Annotated in this window: 23 protein-coding genes; 6 read left to right on the forward strand and 17 right to left on the reverse strand. The window is 59.4% G+C overall.

Annotation, left to right across the window (positions count from 1 at the left end; all coding sequences use genetic code 11):
• Positions 1–2 precede the first annotated feature (2 nt).
• The 5 genes from atpD to IG616_RS09535 form a co-directional block, all read right to left on the reverse strand.
• The gene (atpD, locus tag IG616_RS09515; RefSeq protein WP_209007412.1) at positions 3–1427 is read right to left on the reverse strand and encodes a F0F1 ATP synthase subunit beta; all 1425 of its coding nucleotides are present in this window, start codon (positions 1425–1427) and stop codon (positions 3–5) included.
• Between the two features lie 125 nt (positions 1428–1552).
• Complete coding sequence (locus IG616_RS09520) at positions 1553–2440, reverse strand: F0F1 ATP synthase subunit gamma (RefSeq protein ID WP_192147932.1); 888 nt, start codon at positions 2438–2440, stop codon at positions 1553–1555.
• Positions 2441–2472: 32 nt separating this feature from the next.
• The gene (atpA, locus tag IG616_RS09525; protein WP_192147933.1) at positions 2473–4002 is read right to left on the reverse strand and encodes a F0F1 ATP synthase subunit alpha; all 1530 of its coding nucleotides are present in this window, start codon (positions 4000–4002) and stop codon (positions 2473–2475) included.
• Entirely contained in the window at positions 4002–4562 is a 561-nt protein-coding gene (locus tag IG616_RS09530) for a F0F1 ATP synthase subunit delta (RefSeq protein WP_192147934.1), read from the reverse strand. The genes atpA and IG616_RS09530 overlap by 1 nt, the downstream gene beginning before the upstream one ends.
• 207 nt (positions 4563–4769) lie before the next feature.
• The gene (locus tag IG616_RS09535) at positions 4770–6965 is read right to left on the reverse strand and encodes a primosomal protein N' (protein WP_192147935.1); all 2196 of its coding nucleotides are present in this window, start codon (positions 6963–6965) and stop codon (positions 4770–4772) included.
• A gap of 207 nt (positions 6966–7172) precedes the next feature.
• Between IG616_RS09535 and fsa the strand changes: the two genes are divergently transcribed.
• Entirely contained in the window at positions 7173–7826 is a 654-nt protein-coding gene (gene fsa / locus IG616_RS09540) for a fructose-6-phosphate aldolase (RefSeq protein WP_192147936.1), read from the forward strand.
• Positions 7827–7892: 66 nt separating this feature from the next.
• Here the strand turns inward: fsa and IG616_RS09545 are convergent, their stop codons facing one another.
• Complete coding sequence (locus IG616_RS09545; protein WP_192147937.1) at positions 7893–8798, reverse strand: sterol desaturase family protein; 906 nt, start codon at positions 8796–8798, stop codon at positions 7893–7895.
• A 240-nt stretch (positions 8799–9038) separates the two neighbouring features.
• Here IG616_RS09545 and IG616_RS09550 point away from each other — a divergent pair, with 240 nt between their 5' ends.
• The 5 genes from IG616_RS09550 to IG616_RS09570 all read left to right on the forward strand — a co-directional run bounded on the left by IG616_RS09550 (position 9039) and on the right by IG616_RS09570 (position 12878).
• A complete protein-coding gene (locus IG616_RS09550) occupies positions 9039–10361 on the forward strand; it encodes a DUF1835 domain-containing protein (protein WP_192147938.1) in 1323 nt (440 codons plus the stop codon).
• 19 nt (positions 10362–10380) lie between these two features.
• Positions 10381–11355, forward strand: a complete 975-nt coding sequence (locus IG616_RS09555) for a tyrosine recombinase XerC (RefSeq protein ID WP_246476179.1) — start codon at positions 10381–10383, stop codon at positions 11353–11355.
• Between the two features lie 222 nt (positions 11356–11577).
• Entirely contained in the window at positions 11578–11808 is a 231-nt protein-coding gene (gene rpsU / locus IG616_RS09560) for a 30S ribosomal protein S21 (protein WP_192147939.1), read from the forward strand.
• A gap of 132 nt (positions 11809–11940) precedes the next feature.
• Entirely contained in the window at positions 11941–12360 is a 420-nt protein-coding gene (locus tag IG616_RS09565; RefSeq protein WP_209007413.1) for a hypothetical protein, read from the forward strand.
• 95 nt (positions 12361–12455) lie between these two features.
• Positions 12456–12878 carry a MerR family transcriptional regulator gene (locus IG616_RS09570; RefSeq protein WP_192147940.1) on the forward strand — a complete coding sequence of 141 codons (423 nt, stop codon included), beginning with the start codon at positions 12456–12458 and terminating at the stop codon, positions 12876–12878.
• A 31-nt stretch (positions 12879–12909) separates the two neighbouring features.
• On the opposite strand, the gene IG616_RS09575 is transcribed toward IG616_RS09570, so the two are convergent.
• From IG616_RS09575 to mdh, 11 genes are all read right to left on the reverse strand, one after another.
• Complete coding sequence (locus tag IG616_RS09575) at positions 12910–13374, reverse strand: hypothetical protein (RefSeq protein ID WP_192147941.1); 465 nt, start codon at positions 13372–13374, stop codon at positions 12910–12912.
• Positions 13371–13829, reverse strand: coding sequence for a Panacea domain-containing protein (locus IG616_RS09580; protein ID WP_192147942.1), 459 nt, complete (start codon positions 13827–13829; stop codon positions 13371–13373). The genes IG616_RS09575 and IG616_RS09580 overlap by 4 nt, the downstream gene beginning before the upstream one ends.
• 289 nt (positions 13830–14118) lie before the next feature.
• A complete protein-coding gene (gene lpdA / locus IG616_RS09585; protein ID WP_192147943.1) occupies positions 14119–15522 on the reverse strand; it encodes a dihydrolipoyl dehydrogenase in 1404 nt (467 codons plus the stop codon).
• Positions 15523–15566: 44 nt separating this feature from the next.
• Entirely contained in the window at positions 15567–16325 is a 759-nt protein-coding gene (locus tag IG616_RS09590; protein WP_192147944.1) for an SDR family oxidoreductase, read from the reverse strand.
• Positions 16326–16438: 113 nt separating this feature from the next.
• The gene (locus tag IG616_RS09595; RefSeq protein ID WP_192147945.1) at positions 16439–17011 is read right to left on the reverse strand and encodes an HXXEE domain-containing protein; all 573 of its coding nucleotides are present in this window, start codon (positions 17009–17011) and stop codon (positions 16439–16441) included.
• 14 nt (positions 17012–17025) lie between these two features.
• Positions 17026–17640 (reverse strand): LysE family translocator, encoded by a 615-nt coding sequence (locus IG616_RS09600; protein ID WP_192147946.1) that lies wholly within the window; start codon positions 17638–17640, stop codon positions 17026–17028.
• Between the two features lie 20 nt (positions 17641–17660).
• Positions 17661–19178 (reverse strand): 2-oxoglutarate dehydrogenase complex dihydrolipoyllysine-residue succinyltransferase, encoded by a 1518-nt coding sequence (gene odhB / locus IG616_RS09605; RefSeq protein WP_192147947.1) that lies wholly within the window; start codon positions 19176–19178, stop codon positions 17661–17663.
• A 69-nt stretch (positions 19179–19247) separates the two neighbouring features.
• Positions 19248–22229 (reverse strand): 2-oxoglutarate dehydrogenase E1 component, encoded by a 2982-nt coding sequence (locus IG616_RS09610; RefSeq protein WP_192148095.1) that lies wholly within the window; start codon positions 22227–22229, stop codon positions 19248–19250.
• Between the two features lie 197 nt (positions 22230–22426).
• Positions 22427–23335, reverse strand: coding sequence for a succinate--CoA ligase subunit alpha (gene sucD, locus IG616_RS09615; protein ID WP_192147948.1), 909 nt, complete (start codon positions 23333–23335; stop codon positions 22427–22429).
• Positions 23335–24534 carry an ADP-forming succinate--CoA ligase subunit beta gene (gene sucC / locus IG616_RS09620; protein WP_192147949.1) on the reverse strand — a complete coding sequence of 400 codons (1200 nt, stop codon included), beginning with the start codon at positions 24532–24534 and terminating at the stop codon, positions 23335–23337. The genes sucD and sucC overlap by 1 nt, the downstream gene beginning before the upstream one ends.
• 70 nt (positions 24535–24604) lie before the next feature.
• Positions 24605–25567 (reverse strand): malate dehydrogenase, encoded by a 963-nt coding sequence (gene mdh / locus IG616_RS09625; RefSeq protein ID WP_192147950.1) that lies wholly within the window; start codon positions 25565–25567, stop codon positions 24605–24607.
• Positions 25568–25583 lie beyond the last annotated feature (16 nt).

The raw sequence follows: 25583 nt of genomic DNA on the forward strand, positions 1-25583 counted from the left end.
GATCAGGCAGCTTCTGCAGCCAGACGCTGAGCCTTTTCAATCGCTTCGTCGATGGAGCCGACCATGTAGAATGCCGCTTCCGGCAGATGGTCATACTCACCGTCAACGAGACCCTTGAAGCCCTTGATGGTGTCTTCCAGAGCAACGAGCTTGCCCGGAGAACCGGTGAAGACTTCTGCCACGAAGAACGGCTGGGACAGGAAGCGTTCGATCTTACGAGCGCGGGCCACGGTCAGCTTGTCTTCTTCAGACAGCTCGTCCATGCCCAGGATCGCGATGATGTCCTGGAGAGCCTTGTAACGCTGCAGGGTGCCCTGAACGGCACGTGCGGTGTTGTAGTGCTCTTCACCGATGATGCGGGCGCTCAGCATGCGGGACGTGGAGTCCAGCGGATCCACTGCCGGGTAGATGCCCTTTTCAGCAATCGAGCGGTTCAGAACCGTCGTTGCATCGAGGTGGGCGAAGGTCGAAGCCGGCGCCGGGTCGGTCAAGTCATCGGCAGGGACGTAAACGGCCTGCACCGAGGTGATCGAACCCTTGGTGGTGGTGGTGATGCGTTCCTGCATCGCGCCCATGTCGGTCGCCAGCGTCGGCTGGTAACCCACTGCGGACGGGATACGGCCCAACAGAGCGGACACTTCGGAACCGGCCTGGGTGAAGCGGAAGATGTTGTCCACGAAGAACAGCACGTCCTGGCCCTGGTCACGGAAGTGTTCTGCAACGGTCAGACCGGTCAGAGCAACACGTGCACGGGCTCCCGGGGGCTCGTTCATCTGGCCGTAAACAAGCGCAGCCTTGGAGCCTTCTCCGCCGCCTTCCTTGTTAACGCCGGACTCGATCATTTCCCAGTAAAGGTCGTTGCCTTCACGGGTACGCTCACCGACGCCTGCGAACACGGAGTAACCGCCGTGCGCCTTAGCGACGTTGTTGATCAGTTCCATGATGAGAACGGTCTTGCCGACGCCTGCGCCGCCGAACAGACCGATCTTGCCGCCCTTTGCGTACGGAGCCAGAAGGTCAACGACCTTGATGCCCGTCACGAGGATTTCAGCTTCGGTGGACTGCTCGATGAATTCCGGAGCTTCCTGGTGGATCGCACGCTTTGCATCGTGAGCGATCGGGCCAGCTTCGTCCACCGGCTCACCGATCACGTTCATGATGCGGCCCAGCGTGCCGTCGCCGACCGGAACCGAGATAGCGGAACCGGTGTCAACAACTTCCTGACCGCGCACCAGACCCTCGGTGGAGTCCATCGCGATGGTACGTACAGTGTTTTCGCCCAGGTGCTGAGCAACTTCGAGCACCAGACGGGTGCCCTGGTTGTCAGTTTCAAGAGCGTTCAGGATCAGCGGCAGGTGGTCATCGAACTTGACGTCGACAACGGCGCCGATGACCTGGGTGATCCGTCCGACTTTTTTGTCAGCCATATCCCTAATCCTCGATCCGGCTAGATCAACCTGCTTGTCTGCGTGGGTCACAGAGAAACAGACCTGTTGATCGTTGGTACTTGTTCCAAGCATCCAGCCCGCGCCCCATGGGACGCGGGATGCTCTTAGAGCGCTTCAGCGCCCGAGATAATTTCAATCAATTCTGTCGTGATCTGCGCCTGACGCTGGCGGTTATAGCTGATCGTCAGTTTATCGATCATGTCACCGGCGTTGCGGGTCGCGTTGTCCATAGCGGACATACGGGCACCCTGCTCGGATGCAGAGTTTTCCAGGAGAGCCCGGAAAATCTGGACAGAAATGTTACGCGGCAGAAGGTCCTCGAGGATCTCCGCTTCATCGGGCTCGTATTCGTATACGGCCGATGCTCCGGCATCCGCTGCAGCGTCGTCCTTCTTCGGCAAAACTGCCGGGATCAGCTGAAGCGCGGTCGGGATCTGAGCAATCACCGACTGGAATTCGGAGTAGAACAGCGTGCAGACATCAAACTCACCGGCTTCATACATCGACAGAACAGTGTCTGAGATGGCATGAGCGTCGGCAAAGCTGACGTTCTTCACGCTGCGCAGATCCACAACCTTGATCACAAGGCTGCCAAACTCGCGCTTGATGGCGTCGTAGCCCTTCTTGCCCACGCAGATGATCTTCACCTGCTTACCCTGGGCAATGAGGCTGCGCGCCTTGTCACGCGCGAGCTTCGCAATGTTGGTGTTGAAGCCGCCGCAAAGGCCGCGTTCGGCAGTCGCAACGACCAGGAGATGAACCTGATCGTTGCCCGTGCCGGACATCAGCTTGGGGGCGTCATCGCGGCCTTCAAAGGCTACCGCGAGGTTAGCCAGCACTTCGCCCATGCGTTCAGCATAGGGCCGCGCGGCCTCCGCAGCTTCCTGAGCACGACGCAGCTTCGCCGCGGCCACCATCTGCATGGCCTTGGTGATTTTCTGCGTCGCCTTCACGGAAGCGATGCGGTTTCGTAAGTCCTTCAGGCTCGGCATGGCCGCCCCTGCTCCTTATCCCGACTGCGTTCTCAGGCGAAGTTCTTGGCGAATGCGTCCAGCACAGCCTTGAGCTTGGCTGTCAGATCCGCATCCAATGCCTTCTTTTCCCAGATCGCGTCCAGGAGTTCCTTGTGCTCACCGCGCAAGTTCAGCAGAAGACCTTCTTCGAAGTCGCGAACACGGTTTACCGGGAACTTGTCGAGGTAGCCGTTCACGCCTGCGTAGATCACCGCAACCTGTTCTTCCGTCTTCAGCGGAGAGAACTGCGGCTGCTTCAGCAGCTCGGTCAGACGGGCACCACGGTTCAGCAGACGCTGGGTGGTGGCATCAAGGTCAGAACCGAACTGGGCGAAGGCGGCCATTTCACGATACTGGGCGAGTTCACCCTTAATCGGACCTGCAACCTGCTTCATCGCCTTGATCTGAGCGGACGAGCCCACGCGGGACACCGACAGACCGACGTTCACGGCCGGGCGGATACCCTGGTAGAACAGGTCCGTTTCAAGGAAGATCTGACCGTCGGTGATCGAGATCACGTTGGTCGGAATGAACGCGGACACGTCGTTGCCCTGGGTTTCGATGACCGGAAGTGCGGTCAGGGAGCCCTTGCCGTTGTCGTCGTTCAGCTTCGCTGCGCGCTCCAGAAGACGGGAGTGCAGGTAGAAAACGTCGCCCGGGAAAGCTTCACGTCCCGGCGGACGGCGGAGCAGCAGGGACATCTGACGGTAGGCCACGGCCTGCTTGGTCAAATCGTCATAGCCGATCACGGCGTGCATGGAGTTGTCACGGAAGAACTCACCCATGGCGCAGCCGGCAAACGGAGCCAGGAACTGCAGGGGAGCTGCGTCGGAAGCGGTCGCGGCGACGACGATGGAGTATTCCAGCGCGCCGGCGTCTTCCAGGGTCTTCACGAACTGAGCAACGGTGGAGCGCTTCTGACCGATAGCGACGTAGATGCAGTACAGCTTCGCATCTTCATCGGAACCCGCATGGAGCGGCTTCTGGTTCAGGAACGTGTCCAGGATAATGGCGGTCTTGCCGGTCTGACGGTCACCGATGACCAATTCGCGCTGACCACGGCCAACCGGGATCAGGGCGTCAATAGCCTTGAGACCGGTGGACATCGGCTCGTGCACGGACTTGCGCGGCAGAATGCCAGGAGCCTTCACGTCCACGCGGCGCTTTTCGGTGAACTCGATCGGGCCCTTGCCGTCCAGCGGGTTGCCGAGCGGATCGACAACGCGGCCGAGCAGACCCTTACCAACCGGAACTTCCACGATGGCGCCGGTCCGCTTGACCGTGTCACCTTCCTTGATGGTACGGTCAGAACCGAAAATAACGACACCGACGTTGTCGCTTTCCAGGTTCAGAGCCATACCCCGGATACCGCCCGGGAATTCAACCATTTCACCAGCCTGAACCTTGTCCAGACCGTACACACGGGCGATACCGTCACCGACGGACAGCACCTGACCGACTTCAGAAACTTCGGCTTCCTGGCCGAAGCTCTTGATCTGGTCCTTGAGGATAGCGGAAATTTCCGCGGCCCGAATATCCATCAGCCGACCTCTTTCATCGCGAACTTGAGTGAGTTGAGTTTGGTACGCAGCGAGGTGTCGATCATGCGGGAACCGATCTTGACCACCAGGCCGCCGATCAGAGCAGGATCCACCTTTGCCGAAATGTTTACGGACTTGCCGGAAGAGGCAGAGAGCGCCTGCTTCAGGGCAGCAACCTGATCATCCGACAGCGGCGCCGCCGAGGTCACTTCTGCGGTTGCCTCGCCACGCTTTTCAGCGAGCAGGACACGGAAGGCCTTGATCATGTCAGGAAGAACGAAGAGGCGGCGGTTGCGCGCAGCCAGCTTCACGAAATTTGCAGCAAGACCAGCGATCTTTGCCTTGTCCAGCAGAACGGTAAGCGCAGCAAGCTGCTCTTCCGCACTGAAGGCAGGGCTCTTCACAAGACGGACGAGATCAGCGCTCTCATCGAGGAGACCCTCGAAAGCAGCAAGATCCCGTTCGACGTCTGCGGTCACGCCCGTTTCCTCGGCAGATTCGAGGAGAGCGGAGGCATAACGCTTGGCCACGCCGGATACGAGAGATACGTTGTCAGTCACCAGGTCCGAGCTCTCTGACGCATTTCAAAGACCCGCAAAACTGTCACCAGAAGCAAGCCATTGAAATATTGAGTGAATTCTGGATCAGAAGGTAAGACGGCAGAACCGTTCCCCCAAAGCCGCGCCTCAATTAGCACAGGGTTTCATGGTGTGCAACTTCACCGAAAGGCGGTAAAGCGCCATTTCTTGCTGTTTTTTGCGTGACTGTCATAAAAATTGCTGCGGGTCGATGTCGATCTGAACCCGTAAACCCTTGATAGGCTTGGGCGCATGGGCAAGCCAGTGGCGCAGATAGCCCTGAAGATCAGTTTGTCTCGGTGCCATCAACAACAGACGATATCTGTACCGGCCGCGCACCATGGCAAGGGCGGCTTCCGCCGGCCCCAGCACGGTAATCGTGCTTTCCGGCGGCGCTGAACGGGCAATGGCCCTTGCGAATCCTTCCGCCATCAACTTGTCCGGACCTGACACCACCAGCGCCGCCAGCCGCCCAAATGGCGGCAGTCCCGCCGCCCGGCGGTTGGCGATCTCCGCCTGATAGAATGCATCCCTGTCCTGAGACAAAAGCGCCTTCATCACCGGCTGGTCAGGAGAATATGTCTGCAGGAAGCCCTTGCCCCCGCCGGTGACACGGCCTGCACGGCCCGTCACCTGCGCCAGAAGCTGAAAGGTCTTCTCCGCCGCACGCGGATCGCCATGGGCAAGCCCCAGATCCGCATCGACCACGCCCACCAGACGCATCTTGGGGAAATTGTGCCCTTTTGCGACCAGCTGCGTGCCAATCACGATGTCGGCGCCGCCCTCTTCCACGATCTTCATTTCCCGCCGCAGCCGGTCCGGACCGCCGGGCAAGTCTGACGACAGAATCAGTGTCCTTGCCTGCGGAAAGAGAGTCTCGACCTCTTCCGCGATTCTTTCCACACCCGGTCCACAGGGCACCAGGGATCCGGCAGCAGAGCAGGACGGGCAGTTCTGCGGAATGCTCTCGTTGTGGCCGCAGTGGTGGCAGACCAGCTTGTTCTGGAACCGGTGTTCCACGAGCCAGGAGCTGCAATGCGGGCATTGAAACCGGTGGCCGCAGGTCCGGCACAGGGTCAAAGGCGCATATCCCCGCCGGTTCAGGAACAGCAGCGATTGTGCGCCATCGGCAAAGGCCTCGCCAATCGCGCCGACAAGCTCCGGCGCAATCCAGCGTCCCCGCTCCGGACCTTCCGTGCGCATGTCTATGGCCTTAAGGTCCGGCATGGCCGCACCGCTGGCCCGCTCGGGCAGCACAAAGCGATTGTAGCGCCCAAGGTCCGCGTTCACCCGGCTTTCCACGGACGGCGTTGCCGAGGCGAGAATCACAGGGAACTTCGACAAGTGCCCGCGCACCACAGCCATGTCGCGGGCGCTGTAGGGCACACGGTCATCCTGTTTGAAGGCACCATCGTGCTCTTCGTCGACAATGATCAGGCCGAGATCCTCGAAAGGAAGAAACAGGGCCGATCTTGCCCCGATCACGACTCGGACAGAGCCATCCGCCACGCCGCGCCAGGTCCGCGCCCTGGCCTTGGGAGTAATTTCGGAATGCCACTCGGCCGGATAGACCCCGAAGCGTTTTTCAAACCGGCGCAAAAACTGCTCCGTCAAAGCGATTTCCGGCAAGAGAACCAGTGTCTGCTTGCCCCGGCGCAGAGCTTCGGCAATGGCCTCGAAATAGACCTCGGTCTTGCCTGAGCCCGTCACCCCGTCGATCAGAGACACCGCTGCGCCTTTGGAAAAGCTCTCGACCAGACCCTCTGCCGCCGCCTGCTGTGCGGGCGTAAGCACCGGCGGCGAGAAATCGATGTCCGGCAAGGGCGGCGGCGGGGCGGCAGGCAGATCGACCGTTTCCAGCACTTCCTGCTGCAACAGCCCGTCGATCACCGAGACGGACACCCCGGCAGCATGAGACAGACCGCTGCGCGTCCACGCCCGCCCGTCGGCCAATGTGGCAAGCACCTTCTGGCGCGCGGATGTCATGCGATCCGGTTCGGCACCGGCGATCAGGCGCACGCCCGGCACCGGCGGCTCCTCCTCCAGCGCCTCTTCAGACCTCAGCACCATGCGCAGCACCATGCCCGGTGCAGCCAGGGTCCAGTTCGCCACCCATTCCACGAACTTGCGCAATTCCGTGTCCAAAGGCCGGGCGCCTTCATAGACATGCGAAATCGCCTTCAGCTTTTTTGGATTGATCGCGGCGTCCGGTTCGCCATCCCAGACGGCCCCCAGCACTTCACGCGGCCCGAGCGGCACGCGCACGATCATTCCCGGCTGAACGTGAACCCCGGGGGGCACCCGGTAGGTGTAGGGCCCCGGCACGGCCACCGGCACCATCACGCTGGCAATGGTTTCGGTCTCTTCTGGATCGTCGAACAGCACGGCGCCTGTCTTCCCTGGCAGCGGTGGCCCACTACCGAGTAATTCTGAGGTACGTACCCCAATATTCGGAGCCAAATCCGAATCAGGGTTTCATCTTGACCTCATCCTACGGTAAAGAAGGCGCGGCCAAAGATTCAATCGATCCGGTTCCAGCACCCAGGGGAACCGGATCAGCCTTTACGGGTGCACACCAGGGAGCACAAGCCCATGAAGTTTTTCGTCGACACCGCAGAGACTGCCGAAATCCAGGAACTGGCTGCCACCGGCCTTCTCGACGGAGTCACCACCAATCCGTCCCTGATCGCCAAGTCCGGCCGTGACTTCAAGGAAGTCATCGCAGAGATCTGCAAGATCACCGATGGCGACGTGTCCGCCGAAGTCGCAGCAACCGACTACGACGGCATGATGAAGGAAGCGCTTGAGCTGGTGAAGATCGCCGACAACGTCGTGATCAAACTGCCGCTGACGCTCGACGGCCTGAAGGCTTGCAAGGCGCTCACCGAAAAGGGTCACAAAACCAACGTCACGCTTTGCTTCTCCGCCAACCAGGCTCTTCTGGCTGCCAAGGCCGGCGCGACCTACGTATCGCCTTTCATCGGCCGCCTGGACGACATCAACGTCGACGGCATGGAACTGATCCGCGAAATCCGCGTGATCTTCGACAACTACGGCTTCGACACCCAGATCCTGGCAGCTTCGATCCGTACGCCGAACCACGTCAAGGATTGCGCCCTCGTTGGCGCCGACGTCGCAACCATCCCGCCGGCAACCCTGAAGGCGCTGGTCAAGCACCCGCTGACCGACAAGGGCCTTGAGTCCTTCCTCGCCGACTGGGCAAAGACCGGCCAGAAGATCGTCTGACCTTCTTAGCCTCAACGGTTTGACTGAAACGAATCGGCCCGGGAAACCGGGCCGTTTTTGTGTTGTCTAAAGACCTGACGTTTCACCCTGTTTGGCCGCGCCGTCAGATGAGCGCCGCCCCAGCTGCCGAACCCCGGAAACCAGCATCCTGGTCCATTCGGTGAAGGGGAAAAGGCACAGCTTGACCACATCGTTTTCGGGCACTCCTTGCGCACCCAATGGCCCGGTCACCGGCCCCGGAACCCTGTAGGTTCCGAACAGAACGTCAAAGAAGGGAAAGATATTCGCCAGGTTCTTACCGTAGGCAGCCGGAACGTCGGCGTGATGCCAGCGGTGGAACCGCGGTGAGGCAATCAAATACCGCAAAGGCCCGTGGCCCCAGTCCAGATCCAGATGCACATAGACCCCGTGGAGCGCAATGAACACTGCGCCAAGGCCCATGCCTTCAGCGGGAAAGCCGAGCCAGCTCAATAGGATCACATAGGATGCCGCCATTATGAAGACCTCCAGGAAGTGAATCCGATAACCGGTCAGACCGTTCACCTCTGGGTCGGAATGATGAATGGCATGAACCGGCCATAGCCAACCCATGTGCATCAAGCGGTGGTTCCAGTAGTTAGCGAAGTCGTAAAAGAGGACTGCCAGGAACGCCAGAACCCACGTGGGCAGAGGCGTCCAGATTCCTGAATCCAGTGTTGGCACGCCCAGCATGTCGTAGGCCGACTGAACGAACCCAGCCAGAACCAGAACGATCGGTGTGAAGATCATGTTCAGGAAGAAGAAGGAGATGTTGGCGCCGACACTCTTCATCAGGCGGCACGGCCAGCGGAAACTATAGCCAGACCTATGCCAGAGGACGAGAAAGGCAACGGCCACAAGCGAGAGGGACATCCAAAAGCCCGGTTCAGAAACCGAACGCATGAACAGGACGGAAATGCCATCCTTCAACCGGACTAGGGTTTCAACCATCATGACGCTTTCTGCCAATCAACCACTGGGCTTTTCTAAGACATCCCATTTAAGGAGGCGTAAAATCGGCGTCTTGTGCGATTGGCAGATACCCTTCATATTGATCGCAAGGCCCTCGGCGGGGCCTCCGGTCCGCGGAAAGACGTCTCACGCCGCTGAGCTCGGGTGATCTCACCCAAAGTACACGGATTCCTGCTCGATCCAGATAGGCGGACACTGGACATCAGCGAGCTTGGAGTCATCATGAAAGATCTCATGCGCACCGCGCAGGAGCTTCCGCTGCTTAGCGACAGCGACATAGCCCTCAACCTCACAAGTCAAAGAATCAAAGCCAAGGAATTGCGCGACGCTGTGCGCAGCGGCGATCCGGGCGCATGCGAACGCGTGCAGATCCGGCACCCGCGCCCGCATGCGGTCGATTTCGGCTCCTTCAAGCTCACAGATGCGCAATGCGTCATTGCGAGAGAGGCCGGGCTTTCCAGCTGGCCCGCGCTCAAGGCCCATGTTGAGAGCATGGAAGCGGCGAGAGTGGCGATCGAAGCAAACACGCCAGCACCGGACAGCGATCTCAGGACGCTGCACATCCGCTGCGGAAACGATATTGAACTGGGCCTGAAACGGGCAGGCTTCGCTGGCGATTTCCTGATGTACTCAGATCCGATTTGCCAAGGCCCTGTTTCAGATCTGCCGGATGCGATCCAGGTTCGTGCCCAGTTTATTTCATCTGAATATCCTGGCGAAGATCTAGCGGACACAATCTCGAAGCTGCAAGGCATGGATGAGATCCTTGCCAAGGCCAAAGAGTATGAACGGATTGCTCTGTGGTTCGAGCACGACCCCTATGATCAGCTCTTGCTGGTCAAGGTTCTGGCCCAGCTCAAGGCGGCAGGGGCAGATAGCCGGAAGGTTGAGCTCATGAGCCTTCACTGCTTTCCTGGGATCACAAAGTTCATCGGTATCGGCCAGCTGTCACCTGCCGCTCTGCGGCATATGTATGCCAAACGGGAAGCCGTGAGCGCGGGCGCTTATCAACTTGCCGGAAAGGCATGGGAAGCACTGACCGCCCCATCACCGCTGCCGCTTTATGAGCTTGCAGCCCGGAAGACACCATTCTTGCCTTATCTTCCAGACGCGATCGAAAGATACTTGGCGGAGCTTCCAGGTCTCGACGATGGTCTGTCGTTCACGGAGAGATCCATCCTGCAAATCCTGCAGAATGGCCCGCGGCCCTGGGGCAGGATCTTCCGCAAGTTCATGCAGGACACCGATCCCCTTCCCTTCCACGGGGATTTGATGTTCTACGCTGACTTGCTGCGTTTGACGCGAGCCGAAGTCCCTCCACTGCGCGCGCTGCCGCAAAATGGCGATGAAGAGTGGGGGCAGCACATGTTTGAGCTCACTGGCGCAGGACGATTGCTCCTGGACGGGGACAGAGATTTCAAAGCTTACGGTCCTGCGGAACGATGGAATGGAGGGGTACGCTGCTTCGGCGATCCTGACTGGCGATGGGACCGGATCCGCCGCGCCCCGGCAGCTTCCCCCTCGCCCGCACCGGTCGCGCATTAACCAACCCTTGGCAGAAGGCATGGCACAACAAGCCATGCCTTCTATCGCACCCGATCATAACGCTATTCTTATCACCGCCCGGCCCAGGCTCAATGCGCGGGTCGGCGACTGGCTCGATCATCTGTCCGATGAACGGCGTTTGTCGGACAAGACGCTGGTCGCTTATGAGCGCGACCTGCGTCAGTTCCTCCGGTTCCTGACAGATCATCTTGGTGGAGCGCCGGATGTGGCGGACATTGCCGACCTCAAGCCGGGTGACTTCCGCGCCTTCATGGCCCGGCGCCGGAAACAGGGCGTCGAAAGCCGCTCCCTTGCCCGGGGCCTTGCGGGCATCCGCTCGTTCCTGCGCTTTCTGGAGCGCAGAGGAGAGGTTAACGCAGCGGCCTCTTCAGCTGTACGGCCCCCACGCCAGCCGCGCTCTTTGCCCAAGCCCGTTTCCGCGCGCGACGCTCTGGATCTGACCAGCGGCGATCTGAGCATGGAAAGCGCGCCTTGGGTAGAGGCGCGCAACGCTGCCGTTCTGACCCTCCTTTATGGCTGCGGCCTGCGCCTCTCCGAAGCTCTGTCGTTAACGGCCAAAACCGCGCCGCGCAGAGGCACAAAGACCTTGCGCATTACGGGCAAGGGCGGCAAGCAGCGCGATGTGCCCGTCCTTCCCGCCGTCGGCGAAGCGGTAGAAGCCTATCTGAAGCTTTGCCCCCACGCGATCTTTGGTGACGGCCCGCTTTTTGTCGGGGTCCGGGGCGGTCCTCTCAATCCAAGGCTTGTCCAGCTGGCAATGGAAAAGATGCGCGGCGCGCTCGGCCTGCCACACACGGCGACGCCTCATGCCCTTCGCCATTCTTTCGCGACCCATCTTCTTGCCGGGGGCGGAGACCTCAGAACCATTCAGGAGCTTCTTGGGCACGCCAGCCTTTCCAGCACTCAGATCTACACCGAAATTGACAGTGCCCGGTTGCTTCAAGCCTATGATCAGACTCATCCGCGCCGCTGAACTGGCTGAAATCCGGTAAAGTTGCAGAGAAAGTGGCTTTTTCTGCCGCGCAGGGGGTGCATTATTTGAAAAACTTGATAGGGTTCGCACCTCCTGCGCTTTCCACATCGGAAAACCTGGCTCCTAACCCTTTGCTATCTGCATCGGACCATTCCGCAGGATCATCTTTGCGGAGCCATACGGCCTTTGGGCCACCCATCATCGAACTGTAAAGGAGTTCCCTTGCAAGTCCTCGTACGAGATAACAATGTCGATCAAGCTCTCCGTGTCCTGAAGAAAAAGCTGCAGCGCGAAGGTGTTTTCCGGGAAATGAAAGCCCGCCGCGCTTATGAAAAGCCGTCCGAAAAGCGCGCCCGTGAAAAGGGTGAAGCTGTCCGCCGCGCCCGTAAGGCTGCGCGCAAGCTCGCTCAGCGCGAAGGCATTCTGCCGGGTGCACGCGCCCGCAAGCGCTAATCCCCAGCCCTTTCACAGGGCTGCCGGGGCAGGCCGGGATCTGCGCCAAGACAGCGCGGAACCGGCCTCCGGAACCGGCGTTAAGACTTCTCTAACTCTTCCAGCAGACGCTTTCTCTTCAGGAGAATTCTCATGCGCTCTGCCGTGTTCCTGTGCCTTGCCATTCTATTGCTTGCCTGTGTCCTGCCAGACGAAGCGGGCGCGCAAACGCGTATCTACTGCCCCCTGCCCGAGCACGGCACCTGGATCAATGACAAGGCAGCTCCCAAGGAACTGACCCGCCTGGAAATCCAGACCGAATGCGTCAACAACGCCGTTCAGGTCCGCGTGCGCGCCTATACAAAGTGCATTCCGCGGGACTGCAAATGGGGCTGGACAGACGGGCAAGCCTGGCCCGGCGGCGGCATCCGCGTGGTTCTCGTGGGCTTTTTCGGCAGCAAGCAATTCGACCTCAGGGCCGTGGGTGACCGTATGGACGCCTATGTAACCAATGCCCTGCACGATCCGACCCAACAGGAAACTGTCAAGAGCTACGTCTTGCGGCGCGAGTAGTCCAACGGCGCGCTCGCTCTTCTCACCTCTACGTTCTCCCTGACAAATCTCCTCTGCCCTGCTACTCTCAAATCTCTAGAGACTGGAGGTTCAGTGTGTCCACCTATTCGATCGGCGATCTGGCCCGGCAGACCGGTGTCAAGATCCCGACCATCCGCTACTATGAAAAGGAAGGCCTGCTTGCCGAACCGGTGCGGACGGAAGGAAACCAAAGACGTTATGGCCCGCAGGAACTGGAACGCCTGACCTTCATCAGACACTCCCGTGATCTCGGCCTGTCCATGGCGGCCATCCGCGATCTCATCGAACTCGCAGCCCATCCCCTGGCGCCTTGCGCCAGTGCCAACCGCATCGCAGAAGAGCAGCTGGCCGCCATCCGCAGCCGCATCGCCCAGCTAAGGCGGCTGGAGTCCGAGCTGGAGCGAATTACCGCCAGCTGCGATGGCGGACACATCGTTGCCAATTGCAATGTCATGAAAGCCTTTGCCGATCACAGCTTCTGCGATGGGGAGCATTGAACAACAAACCTTGAAGCTCAAATTAACGCAATCAGGAACCACCGCCACCCAATTTAAGTGCTGCCGTGGCTAGAGCCTTCATATCGACACGCTCCATGTCGTCATCTTTGAAACGCCGAAAAGCCCCCATCAAAAGCATGATAGTAACAGCTGTTATAGAAACGATAGGTGCGAAGAAAAGAGCAATAGCAAGTGATGCCGGAATCAACACGACAGGCCCCACAAAGTAACTATGGACCGAGTGCATTGCAAATGACGCCATGGCCAAAATGACTATTATTGCAAGTACAGTCACCGTATATCGCATCCGTATTCGCTGCTTGATTTCTAAAATCAGCAGCTGTCTTTGGACCGCATTATCACTTAACTCACCTCCCTCACGTTCAGCCACTAAACTTGCGACTGTTTCCTGTAAGGACAGCAACTGCGCTTCGAACTTATCTATATTCTGCTCATTGCCGTTCGGAAGTTTTGGAACAATCGGTTCATTCGTCATCCCGTTGCCGCCTGGCGCTTCAATCGATAGTGTTGAACTATGGTTTCATTATCGATGGGGGCAAAATAGCCATTCCTTCGACTTGCTATATCCCACGGACCACCTGTCTCATGTGTCATATTTGACAGTTCAATGGCAGACTTGTTGCCGTACAGATTGTATATTTGCTCCAAAAATTTTTGAGTGAAATCATCTAGTCCTGTAGAATCATATCCTGGCAGTACATTACCAATTGGACTAGCGCCACTACCCGAAAAAACACTGTAAACATCAGGTATGACCGGGCCATACTTCCAGGCTTCAATACGATTTCTGATCAGCGGCGCACCAACCATCTCAAGATACCAACCATGTGACACATATACGAGCTTCAGAAGCTTCATTATTGTTACTGGCTTTTGATCCTGCATCGCTCTGGCGATAAACCAGTTAGCAATTTGCCTTGCATCGTACATATTGCCCTCCTGTTTCTCACCGTTACAGTTAGATTTCACGTGCCTTTATTCAATAGCTCGCAAAATCACGCATGAATTCTAATCACATGCCTTGTATTGATGTTATCAGAACCGTCAAGCTTTGATAGGCTTTAAAAGCACGCTTAGCCGTCAGTGCAATTTCCGCCCGAGAGTTTCGAATTCTACGGACCAAGCCTTAAGCTTCCGATAGACTTTTTCCGCCTATTCAGGGCAACAAAAAAGCCGGGGCGCACCACCCCGGCTTTTTCAATCTCGCTGTGAAAGCAGATCAGGCGTGGATCGGCTTGAAGAACGTGGAAAGGGCAGCTTCCTTCACGGCTTCCGACATGGTCGGATGCGCATGGCAGGTGCGGCCAAGATCTTCGGAAGATCCGCCGAATTCCATCAGAACGGCTGCTTCGTGGATCATCTCGCCAGCACCGAAGCCAATGATGTGAACGCCCAGCACCCGGTCGGTTTCCGCATCCGCCAGAACCTTGACGAAGCCGTCAGTGTGGTTCATTGCGCGGGCGCGGCCATTGGCGGCGAAAGCGAACTTGCCGGCCTTGTAGGTGACGCCTGCAGCCTTCAGCTCTTCCTCGGTCTTGCCGACGGAAGCGACTTCCGGCTGGGTGTAGACGACACCCGGAATGACATCATAATTCACGTGGCCAGCCTGGCCCGCCAGCATTTCAGCAAGGGCAACACCCTCGTCTTCCGCCTTGTGCGCCAGCATTGGGCCGACGATCACGTCGCCGATGGCGTAGATGCCTGGCACATTGGTTGCGTAGTGACCATTGGTCTCGATCCGGCCGCGGGCGTCCAGGGCGACGCCTGCTTCCTGCAGGCCGAGGCCTTCGGTGTAGGGGCGGCGGCCGATGGCAACCAGAACGACATCGGCTTCGAGAACTTGCGCATCGCCGCCCTTGGCCGGCTCCACGGTCACTTCCAGGCCCTTGCCCTTCTTGGCAACGCCGGTGACCTTGGACGACAGCTTGAACTCCATGCCTTGCTTCTTCAGCATGCGCTGGAAGTTCTTGGAAACGTCGCCGTCCATCGGGCCTAGGATCTTGTCCATGAACTCGACCACGGTGACTTCCGCGCCGAGGCGGCCCCAGACGGAGCCAAGCTCAAGGCCAATCACGCCGCCGCCGACCACGACCAGCTTTCCCGGAACCTTTTCCAGTTCGAGAGCGCCAGTGGAAGACACCACCTGCTTCTCGTCGATCTCGACGCCCGGCAGCGGCATCACTTCCGAACCGGTGGCAATGACGATGTTCTTCGTTTCCAGAACGGTCTTCGACCCGTCTTCAGCGGTCACTTCCACCTTGCCGGCAGAGAGGATCCTGCCGAGGCCATGGAACGGCTCGATCTTGTTCTTCTTCAAGAGGAAGGCAACACCATTCACATTGGAGTCGATCACGTCCTGCTTGTGCTTCATCATCACCGGCAGGTCGAGCTTCGGCTTGGAGACCTTGATGCCGAGGCTTTCGAAGCCATGACCTGCTTCTTCGAACATTTCCGAAGCATGCAGCAGCGCCTTTGAAGGAATACAGCCGACATTGAGGCACGTGCCGCCATGGGTCGCGCGCTTTTCGACAACGGCCACCTTGAGGCCCAGCTGGGCGGCCTTGATGGCGCAAACATAACCACCAGGCCCGGTGCCGATGACGACAAGATCATATTGGGACATTTCGGTCGCCTTTTGCTCTTTTAACGTTCTGTCCGCAATCGGACTTAAGGAAGAATGGAGCGCCCGCCCGATACATCGAGAATGGCGCCAGTTGTGTAGCTGGCCTCGTTCGAAAGCAGCCACTTGATAGCCTTGGCTACTTCGTCCGCGGTGCCCGCACGTTTCATGGGAAGAGAGGCCTCGATCATGGCCACCCGCTCCGGCTGTCCGCCCGAGGCGTGGATTTCCGTATCAATGATCCCTGGCCGGATCCCGTTCACACGGACACCCTCATCCGCAACTTCCCGGGCCAGACCGACGGTGAACGTATCGATTGCGCCTTTCGAAGCCGCATAGTCCACATATTGCGCCGCAGCTCCAAGCTTCGCTGCAGCACTGCTGATGTTGACGATTGCTCCGCCCTTGCCGCCGTGGCGTGTGGACATGCGCCGCACGGCTTCCCGGGCACAGAGGAAAGATCCGGTGATGTTGATCTTGAACATCCGGGACAGGCGCTCGGCAGTCATCTCGTCGACACGGCAGGGTATATCGACCACACCGGCATTGTTGACGAGGCCTGCCAGCATGCCCCGTTCGTCGCTCGCCTTGAAGAGACCCAGAATATCGGCCTCGGACCGCACGTCGCCCTGCACTGCGAAGGCCTTGCCGCCAGCGGCTTCGATCTGCGCGACAACCTTGTCAGCCGAATCCTGGTTGGAGGCATAGTTGACCAGGATCGTATGGCCCAGTTCGGCGGCACGCAGGCAGGCTGCAGCGCCGATGCCGCGGCTTCCGCCCGTAACAATGACAATTGTTTCCGCCATATTCGGTCTCCGTCAGCAGGCTGATCCGGCCAGCCTCAAACCGGACTTGCCCTCCATCAAAGCGCAGGCAAGGCCAGAAGTGCCCGTGCGCGCAAGACAGAATCGTATCAAGCTCATGAGGAAACTTGCCCTAGCCGTTGGCGCACACGTAACACAATCATTCCATGCAATGCCAGAACGAGGATGATGGAAACCAGATGGTTGGCAACGGATGACACCGGTACCAGCCCGGCGAAAATTCCAGCACCCAGCGGCAAGAACAGCACCACAGCAGTGACCAGTCCTGGATTATACCCGCGCAAGATGGCAGCCTGGACTATGTGAAGAACCGCATTGATCAGGAGCAGATAGGCAGCGATCAGCCCCCAGCCTGGCGCCACCATGCGCGTCAGCCAGATCGACAGCGCAGTCATGCCCCAGACCCCAAGCACATTGACCACGAAGACCACCGGCGTGGTCAGAACCTCGTGCCCATGTCCAATCACCCGGTTGATGAACTCCCGGAACCGGTCACCGTCATGCTCTTCCAGCTGATGGATCATGTAGACGGGGAGGCTGAGGTAAACCAGAAGCTCAGCAACAGGCCAGTCTTGCGTGAGAACCGGCGCCAGGACGAGAAACACCAGACTTGCGAGGAATCCGCCATAGACCCAATTCTGCTGAAGCCGTGACAGTATCCCCTTCATCCCCACGCCTCCGTTCAGCGGCTACTTACAGCGAGCTTCAGACCGAAGCCCGCGAAGGCAGCGGCCACAGAGCGGCGCATCCAGGTCATCGCCCGCTCGCTGCTGAGAACGCGGTCCCCAACCAGAGCGGCAAAGCAGCCGTAGACGACAAAGACGGCAAAGGTCATTGCCATGAACACGCCCCCCATGCCCAGCATGCTGAAGACAGGATGGGGATCAGACGGCGAAATGAACTGAGGCAGGAAGGCCAGGAAGAAAACGGTCAGCTTGGGGTTCAGGATGTTGATCAGGAACCCCGTCGTTGCCGTTCGCAAGGCGCTTTTCGGCGCGGCCTGGCCGCTGGCCAGATCCATCGGTCCGGAAGCCCTCAGGGTCTGGACCGCGAGATAAAGGAGGTAGGCCGCCCCGGCATATTTGAGCACCTGGAACACCAGGGCCCCCATATGCAGAAGGGCGGACAGGCCAAGAACGGAGGCGAGGATGGCGGGGAGAATTCCGAGTGTGCATCCGAAAGCGGCCGCAATGCTTTGCCACCGCCCGCGGGACAACCCCACTGCGACCGTGTAGACGACACCGGTTCCAGGAACCAGAACGACGACCAGCGCAGTGATCAGAAATTCAAGGCTCATGCCTCACCCCCCTGTTCTTGTCAGAGATCCAGCACCAGACGCTGCGGATCTTCCAGGCTTTCCTTGACGCGGACCAGGAAGGTCACGGCTTCCTTGCCGTCGACAATCCGGTGGTCATAGGACAGTGCCAGATACATCATCGGACGGATGACGACCTGACCATTCACGGCCATCGGGCGGTCCTGGATCTTGTGCATGCCCAGGATACCGGACTGCGGAGCATTCAGGATCGGCGAGGACATGAGCGAGCCATAGACACCACCGTTGGAGATGGTGAAGGTGCCGCCGGTCATGTCGGCCATGCCGAGCTTGCCGTCGCGGGCCTTCTTGCCCAGGTTACCGATTTCCTGCTCGATTTCGGCGATGGACATCTGGTCGGCGTCGCGGACGACCGGAACCACGAGGCCCTTGTCCGTGCCAACGGCCACGCCGATGTGGCAGAAGTTCTTGAAGATCACGTCCGTTCCGTCGATCTCGGCGTTCACAGCCGGGATTTCCTTAAGGGCGTGGCAGACGGCCTTGGTGAAGAAACCCATGAAGCCCAGCTTCACGCCGTGCTTCTTCTCGAAAAGGTCCTTGTACTGCTTGCGCAGTTCCATCACCGGGCCCATGTCCACTTCGTTGTAAGTGGTCAGCATGGCCGCGGTGTTCTGGGCGTCCTTCAGGCGGCGCGCGATAGTCTGGCGCAGCTTGGTCATGCGGACGCGCTCTTCACGGGCTTCGTCCTGAGCGGCAACCGGAGCACGCGGTGCTGAAACCGGAGCCGAAGCCGCAGAGGCCGCACCAGAAGCAACGGCAGCGATCACGTCACCCTTCAGAACCTGGCCACGCTTGCCGGAACCGGCAACCTGATCAGCGCTGAGGTTGTTTTCAGCCAGCATCTTGGAGGCTGCCGGAGCCGGCGGCATGGAAGAGCCGGAAGCAGCCGGAGCGGTAGCGGGTGCCGGCGCAGAAGCTGCGGCCGGAGCGGCAAAAGCTGCGGAACCGGAAGCATCGATCTGGCACAGCAGCGTGCCCGGGGTCACCGTGTCGCCTGTGGAAGCAACGATCTTGACGACCGTGCCAGCAACGGGAGCCGGGATTTCCTGGGCGGCCTTGTCGGTTTCCAGCTCGACGAGCACGTCGTCAGCCTTGACCACGTCACCGACCTTCACGCTCCACTCGCCGACTTCGGCTTCGGTCACGGATTCGCCAGCGCTCGGGGTCACAACATCAACGATATTGCCAGCGGCTTTGGCCGGAGCTGTTTCTGCCTTCTTTTCCGCCGGAGCTGCAGCCGGTGCGGATGCGGCAGCGCCTGCGCCAGCAGCGATCTGACCCAGCAGAGCGCCAACTTCAACGGTCTCGCCTTCCTTGACGGAAATGCTTTCGAGCGTGCCGGAAGCAGGTGCAGGAACCTCGACGGTCACCTTGTCGGTTTCCAGTTCCACCAGCGGCTCATCAGCCGTTACGGTGTCGCCCGGCTTCTTGAACCACTGGGCAATCGTTGCTTCGGATACAGATTCACCCAGCGTGGGCACACGGATTTCGGTTGCCATGGTCGCCTTCTCTTAAAATTGTCCTGGCCATGTCCTGTCGGAATGGGGGCCATTGCGGCCCCCGGCCCATTATTTCGCCAATGCTTCGTCGAGGAACGCCTGAAGCTGCTCCAGATGCCGGGACATCAGACCGGTCGCTGTCGATGCCATCGCAGCACGTCCGGCGTAGACCGGACGCTTCACGCGGGCGTCGATCTGTCCGAGAACCCACTCGATGTACGGCTCGACAAAGAACCAGCCGCCCATGTTCTTGGGCTCTTCCTGACACCAGACCATGTCGGCGTTCTTGAAGCGGTTGAGTTCCATCGCGAGCGCCTTCTTCGGGAACGGATAGAGCTGCTCCACGCGCAGAAGGTAGACGTCATCGATGCCGCGCTTTTCACGCTCTTCGAGCAGATCGTAATAGACCTTGCCCGAGCACATGACGACGCGGCGGATTTTGTCATCAGACACCAGCTTGGTTTCGGACTGGCCGTATTCGGCGTCATCCCACAGCAGACGGTGGAACGTGGAGTCCGCCCCCAGTTCGCTCAGCTTCGACACTGCCCGTTTGTGGCGCAGCAGCGACTTCGGCGTCATCAGGATCAAGGGCTTGCGGATATCGCGTTTGATCTGACGGCGCAGAATATGGAAGTAGTTCGCTGGGGTGGTGCAGTTCGCAACCTGCATGTTGTCTTCAGCGCAAAGCTGGAGGAAACGCTCCAGACGGGCCGAGGAATGCTCCGGCCCCTGACCTTCGTAGCCATGCGGCAGAAGGCAGACGAGACCGGACATGCGGAGCCACTTGCGTTCACCGGAAGAGATGAACTGGTCGAATACGACCTGCGCACCGTTGGCGAAGTCACCGAACTGGGCTTCCCAAAGGGTCAGCGCATTCGGCTCTGCCAGCGAGTAGCCATATTCAAAGCCGAGAACAGCTTCTTCCGAGAGCATCGAGTTGATGACCTCGTAGCGGGCCTGGTCCTTGCTCAGATTGTTGAGCGGAATGAACCGGCCTTCGTCTTCCTGATCGTAGAGAACGGAATGACGCTGGGAGAAGGTGCCGCGTTCACAGTCCTGTCCGGACAGGCGGACCGCATGACCTTCCTTGAGCAGCGAGCCGAAGGCAAGTGCTTCAGCTGTCGCCCAGTCGAGGCCTTCACCCGTTTCCACCATCTGCTCGCGGTTCTTGAGGAAACGCGAAATGGTGCGGTGAACGTTGAAGCTGTCCGGAACGGTGGTCAGGCCCTTGCCGATCGAGCGCAGCTCGTCCTCGGCAACACCGGTCGCACCGCGGCGCGGATCTTCCTCGTCGTCGGCCCGCTTCATGCCGGACCATTTGCCGTCCAGCCAGTCGGCCTTGTTCGGCTTGAAGGCTTGTCCTGCCTCGAATTCCTTGTCGAGATGCGCGCGCCAGTCGGCCTTCATCTTCTCGACTTCATCCGGAGACACGATTCCTTCATTGATCAGCCGGTCTGCATAGATCTGCAGCGTGGTCGAATGCTTGCGGATCTTGCGGTACATGATCGGCTGGGTGAATGCCGGCTCGTCGCCTTCGTTGTGGCCGAAGCGGCGGTAGCAGATCATGTCGATCACGACCGGACGGCCGAAGGTCTGACGGAACTCGATCGCGATCTTGGCCGCGAATGTCACAGCTTCCGGGTCATCGCCGTTCACGTGGAAGATCGGAGCCTCGATCACCTTGGCCATATCGGACGGATACGGCGAAGAGCGCGAGAAACGCGGGTTCGTCGTGAAACCGATCTGGTTGTTGATGATCACATGCACCGAACCACCGGTCCGGTGGCCGCGCAGCGCAGAGAGGCCGAAGCACTCTGCCACAACGCCCTGGCCCGCGAACGCCGCATCGCCATGAAGCAGCAGCGGCAGAACCTTGGAACGGTCCACTTCCGTGGTGTCGACCCAGTGTCCATCCACGGCGGACAGCTGATCCTGCTTGGCGCGGGACTTGCCGAGAACAACCGGGTTGACGATTTCCAGGTGCGACGGGTTCGCGGTCAGCGACAGGTGAACGTCATTGCCATCGAACGAACGGTCGGACGAGGCGCCCAGGTGATACTTGACGTCGCCGGACCCTTCCACATCGTCCGGCGCAGCGGAGCCCCCCTTGAACTCGTGGAAGATGGCGCGGTGCGGCTTGCCCATGACCTGGGACAAAACGTTCAGACGGCCGCGGTGGGCCATGCCGAAGACGATTTCCTTGAGGCCCATCTGGCCGCCACGCTTGATGATCTGTTCCAGCGCCGGGATCAGCGCTTCCCCGCCATCAAGGCCGAAGCGCTTGGTGCCGGTGTACTTCACATCAAGGAACTTTTCGAAGCCTTCAGCCTCGACCAGCTTGTTCAAAATGGCCTTCTTGCCTTCCTTGGTGAAAGCAACATGCTTGTCCGGACCTTCAATGCGCTCCTGGATCCACGACTTTGCAGCCGGATCGGAGATATGCATGAACTCGACACCGAGGGTGGAGCAATAGGTCCGCTTCAGAATATCCAGCATCTCGCGGATGGTGGCATATTCCAGGCCCAGCACGTGATCGATGAAGATCTTGCGGTCCCAATCAGCTTCAGTGAAGCCGTAGGAGGACGGGTGCAATTCTTCGTGATCGCCCGGAGGGGACAGACGAAGAGGGTCAAGGTCAGCGTGCAAGTGACCGCGCATGCGATAGGCGCGGATCATCATCAGGGCGCGAACGGAATCGCGGGTCGCCTGCAAAACCTCGACATCGGACAGGTTGCTGCCCTTGGATTCAGCCTTCTTCTTGAGCTTGTCGCCGAGCTTCTGCTCGATCGGGGCCCAGTTTCCGTCAAAGGCATTGACGAGGTCGCCATCAGCGGCAAGCGGCCAATCCTTACGCTTCCAGGTCGCACCGCGGGCTTCCTTCAGAACGTCTTCTTTTTCGTCCTGAAAAGCCGCGAAGAAGTCCTGCCAGTCGGCGGCAACCGAACGGGGATCTTCCTTGTACTGGGCGTAGAGGTCTTCAATATAGGCTGCGTTGGCGCCGTAAAGCAACGACGTCAGTGCGAATACGTTGTTCGCTTCCTGCCGTGCCATGTCCATCCAGCGGAGCGTCGCTCCGCCCTTGTTCTTGCAGGCGGCCCGGAAAAGGCCTGACCTGGTGGTGCTGGTATGACTGGTGCCGGGCACCAGCCGCCTCGAAAGTCAGTCGGGACGCGGACGCCCCGACCGGTTGTGCATCATGCCTTACCGAACGTAAACACTTTCCGTCCGGCTGGCGACATTTTTAACTCTTAGCCCTTGAGGACTTCGAGCAGGGTTTCGCCAAGCTTTGCCGGAGACGGAGACACCTTGATGCCTGCCGCTTCCATGGCTGCAATCTTGTCTTCCGCGCCGCCCTTGCCGCCGGAGATAACCGCGCCGGCATGACCCATGGTGCGGCCCTTCGGAGCTGTCCGGCCCGCAATGAAACCGGCCATCGGCTTCTTGCGGCCCTTCTTGGCTTCGTCGATCAGGAACTGGGCTGCTTCTTCTTCAGCCGAACCGCCGATCTCGCCGATCATGATGATCGACTGGGTTTCGTCGTCCGCCAGGAACATTTCCAGGACGTCGATGAACTCGGTTCCCTTGACCGGGTCGCCACCGATGCCGACAGCCGTGGTCTGGCCGAGGCCCGCGTTCGAGGTCTGGAACACTGCTTCGTAGGTAAGCGTGCCGGAGCGCGAGACAACCCCGACCGAGCCCTTCTTGAAGATGGAGCCCGGCATGATGCCGATCTTGCATTCTTCAGGGGTCAGGATACCCGGGCAGTTCGGGCCGAGCAGGCGGGACTTGGACTTTTCCAGCTTCGCCTTGACCTTGACCATGTCGGCAACCGGAATACCTTCCGTGATGCAGACGATGAACGGGATTTCCGCGTCGATCGCTTCGATGATGGCTGCGCCCGCGCCTGCCGGCGGAACGTAGATCACGGATGCATCGGCACCGGTTGCTTCCTTGGCTTCACCAACGGTGGTGAAGATCGGCAGGGAGGCCGAAGCGTCCACGCCGGAAGTCCAGCTTTCGCCGCCCTTCTTCGGGTGCACGCCAGCAACCATCTTGGTGCCGTAGTACTGCAGAGCCTGTTCCGTGTGGAACGTGCCGGTCTTGCCGGTCAGACCCTGAACGATGATCTTCGTGTCTTTATTGACGAGGATAGACATCAGGCGGCTCCCTTCACGGCAGCAACGATTTTCTGGGCGGCGTCGTCGAGATCGTCAGCGGCGATCACGTTCAGACCGCTTTCGTTGATCAGCTTCTTGCCGAGTTCGACGTTGGTGCCTTCGAGACGCACAACGAGCGGAACCTGCAGGCCGACTTCCTTCACGGCGGCGATAACACCTTCCGCGATGACGTCGCAGCGCATGATGCCGCCGAAGATGTTGACCAGGATGCCCTTCACGTTCGGATCGGAGGTGATGATCTTGAACGCAGCCGTCACCTTCTCCTTGGAAGCACCACCACCAACGTCGAGGAAGTTGGCCGGTTCAGCACCGTAGAGCTTGATGATGTCCATGGTCGCCATGGCAAGGCCGGCGCCGTTGACCATGCAGCCGATGTCACCTTCAAGAGCGACGTAGGCCAAGTCATACTTGGACGCCTCGATTTCCTTAGCGTCTTCTTCGGTTTCATCGCGCAGGGCAACGATTTCCGGATGACGGAACAAAGCGTTGCCGTCGAAAGACACCTTGGCGTCGAGAACACGCACGCGGCCGTCCTTCATGACGATCAGCGGGTTGATCTCCAGAAGGCTCATGTCTTTTTCCATGAATGCCTTGTAGAGGATCGGGAAGAGCTTCATCGCGTCAGCGCGAGCCTCGCCTTCGAGCTTCAGCGCGTCGCAGAGCTTACCAGCATCCGCATCGGTCACACCGGTGTCCGGGTCGATCGGCAGAGTGACGATCTTTTCCGGGGTGTGTTCGGCAACAGCCTCGATGTCCATGCCGCCTTCGGTGGACACCACGAAAGCCGGACGACCGACGGAGCGGTCAACGAGGATGGAGAGATAGAGTTCGCGCTCGATGTCGGCGCCGTCTTCGATGTAGAGACGGTTCACGACCTTGCCGGCATCGCCCGTCTGGGCGGTGACAAGGGTGTTGCCGAGCATTTCCTTGGCGTTCTTGATCACGTCTTCCAGAGAGAAGGCGAGACGGACACCGCCCTTGGCATCAGCCGGCAGTTCCTTGAACTTGCCCTTGCCGCGGCCACCAGCGTGGATCTGGGACTTCACGACCCAGAGCGGACCTGGAAGGCTCTTTGCAGCGGCTTCTGCTTCATCAGCAGAGAAGATCGCGACGCCTTCAGCGACCGGCGCGCCATATTCCTTCAGAACCGCCTTGGCCTGATATTCATGGATGTTCATCGGTTTCCCCCGTTTTCGGAGGACCGCCACTGAGGCTCAGCGGCGGTCATCTTTCAGGTTAGCTGTCGACTCAAGCGAGCGACGGCTGGATCTTCTTGCAGGCTTCGACCAAGCCATCGACAGACGCGACGGACTTGTCGAACATGGCCTTCTCATCAGAGCTCATGTCGATTTCGATCACGCGCTCGACGCCATCGGCACCAATAACCACCGGAACGCCAACGTAGGTGTCCTTGAGGCCATACTGCCCATCAAGAGCAGCGGCACACGGCAGAACGCGCTTCTTGTCCTTGAGGTAGCTCTCAGCCATTGCAATGGCCGAAGAGGCAGGAGCGTAGAAAGCCGAACCCGTCTTGAGCAGGCCGACGATTTCTGCACCGCCGTCACGGGTGCGCTGGACGATTTCTTCCAGACGCTCAGCCGTGCACCAGCCCATCTTAACCAGGTCGGGCAGCGGAATGCCAGCGACGGTGGAGTAACGGGTCAGCGGCACCATGGTGTCGCCGTGGCCGCCCAGAACGAATGCAGTGACGTCTTCAACGGAAACGTTGAACTCGTCAGCGAGGAAGTAGCGGAAGCGCGCGCTATCGAGCACGCCAGCCATGCCGACAACCTTGTTCTTCGGCAGGCCGGAGAACTTCTGCAGAGCCCAAACCATCGCATCGAGCGGGTTGGTGATGCAGATGACGAAAGCATTCGGAGCATACTTGGCGATGCCAGCACCGACCTGCTCCATGACCTTCAGGTTGATTTCCAGAAGGTCGTCGCGGCTCATGCCCGGCTTGCGCGGCACGCCAGCGGTCACGATCACCACGTCGGAGCCTTCGATGGCTGCGTAGTCATTCGCGCCAGCGAGCTTGGCATCGAAGCCATCCACCGGGGAGGATTCGGCGATATCGAGCGCCTTACCCTGCGGGGTGCCTTCCGCGATGTCGAAGAGAACGATGTCCCCGAGTTCCTTCAGGCCTGCAAGATGAGCGAGCGTCCCGCCAATCTGACCAGAGCCGATCAAAGCAATCTTGTTCCGCGCCATATCCGAAAGTTTCCCT

The organism is Roseibium litorale (assembly GCF_014842915.1).
Taxonomy (GTDB): Bacteria; Pseudomonadota; Alphaproteobacteria; order Rhizobiales; family Stappiaceae; genus Roseibium; species Roseibium litorale.

What these genes read in the sequence shown, in the direction of transcription:
- odhB (WP_192147947.1), bottom strand. Translation starts at nt 19,178, where the DNA reads ATGGCAACCGAAATCCGTGTGCCCACGCTGGGTGAATCTGTATCCGAA.
- mdh (WP_192147950.1), bottom strand. Translation starts at nt 25,567, where the DNA reads ATGGCGCGGAACAAGATTGCTTTGATCGGCTCTGGTCAGATTGGCGGG.
- IG616_RS09590 (WP_192147944.1), bottom strand. Translation starts at nt 16,325, where the DNA reads ATGGCGGAAACAATTGTCATTGTTACGGGCGGAAGCCGCGGCATCGGC.
- IG616_RS09545 (WP_192147937.1), bottom strand. Translation starts at nt 8,798, where the DNA reads ATGATGGTTGAAACCCTAGTCCGGTTGAAGGATGGCATTTCCGTCCTG.
- IG616_RS09610 (WP_192148095.1), bottom strand. Translation starts at nt 22,229, where the DNA reads ATGGCACGGCAGGAAGCGAACAACGTATTCGCACTGACGTCGTTGCTT.
- IG616_RS09555 (WP_246476179.1), top strand. Translation starts at nt 10,381, where the DNA reads ATGGCACAACAAGCCATGCCTTCTATCGCACCCGATCATAACGCTATT.
- IG616_RS09575 (WP_192147941.1), bottom strand. Translation starts at nt 13,374, where the DNA reads ATGACGAATGAACCGATTGTTCCAAAACTTCCGAACGGCAATGAGCAG.
- lpdA (WP_192147943.1), bottom strand. Translation starts at nt 15,522, where the DNA reads ATGTCCCAATATGATCTTGTCGTCATCGGCACCGGGCCTGGTGGTTAT.
- sucC (WP_192147949.1), bottom strand. Translation starts at nt 24,534, where the DNA reads ATGAACATCCATGAATATCAGGCCAAGGCGGTTCTGAAGGAATATGGC.
- IG616_RS09550 (WP_192147938.1), top strand. Translation starts at nt 9,039, where the DNA reads ATGAAAGATCTCATGCGCACCGCGCAGGAGCTTCCGCTGCTTAGCGAC.
- fsa (WP_192147936.1), top strand. Translation starts at nt 7,173, where the DNA reads ATGAAGTTTTTCGTCGACACCGCAGAGACTGCCGAAATCCAGGAACTG.
- IG616_RS09520 (WP_192147932.1), bottom strand. Translation starts at nt 2,440, where the DNA reads ATGCCGAGCCTGAAGGACTTACGAAACCGCATCGCTTCCGTGAAGGCG.
- IG616_RS09580 (WP_192147942.1), bottom strand. Translation starts at nt 13,829, where the DNA reads ATGTACGATGCAAGGCAAATTGCTAACTGGTTTATCGCCAGAGCGATG.
- sucD (WP_192147948.1), bottom strand. Translation starts at nt 23,335, where the DNA reads ATGTCTATCCTCGTCAATAAAGACACGAAGATCATCGTTCAGGGTCTG.
- IG616_RS09595 (WP_192147945.1), bottom strand. Translation starts at nt 17,011, where the DNA reads ATGAAGGGGATACTGTCACGGCTTCAGCAGAATTGGGTCTATGGCGGA.
- IG616_RS09565 (WP_209007413.1), top strand. Translation starts at nt 11,941, where the DNA reads ATGCGCTCTGCCGTGTTCCTGTGCCTTGCCATTCTATTGCTTGCCTGT.
- IG616_RS09600 (WP_192147946.1), bottom strand. Translation starts at nt 17,640, where the DNA reads ATGAGCCTTGAATTTCTGATCACTGCGCTGGTCGTCGTTCTGGTTCCT.
- atpA (WP_192147933.1), bottom strand. Translation starts at nt 4,002, where the DNA reads ATGGATATTCGGGCCGCGGAAATTTCCGCTATCCTCAAGGACCAGATC.
- atpD (WP_209007412.1), bottom strand. Translation starts at nt 1,427, where the DNA reads ATGGCTGACAAAAAAGTCGGACGGATCACCCAGGTCATCGGCGCCGTT.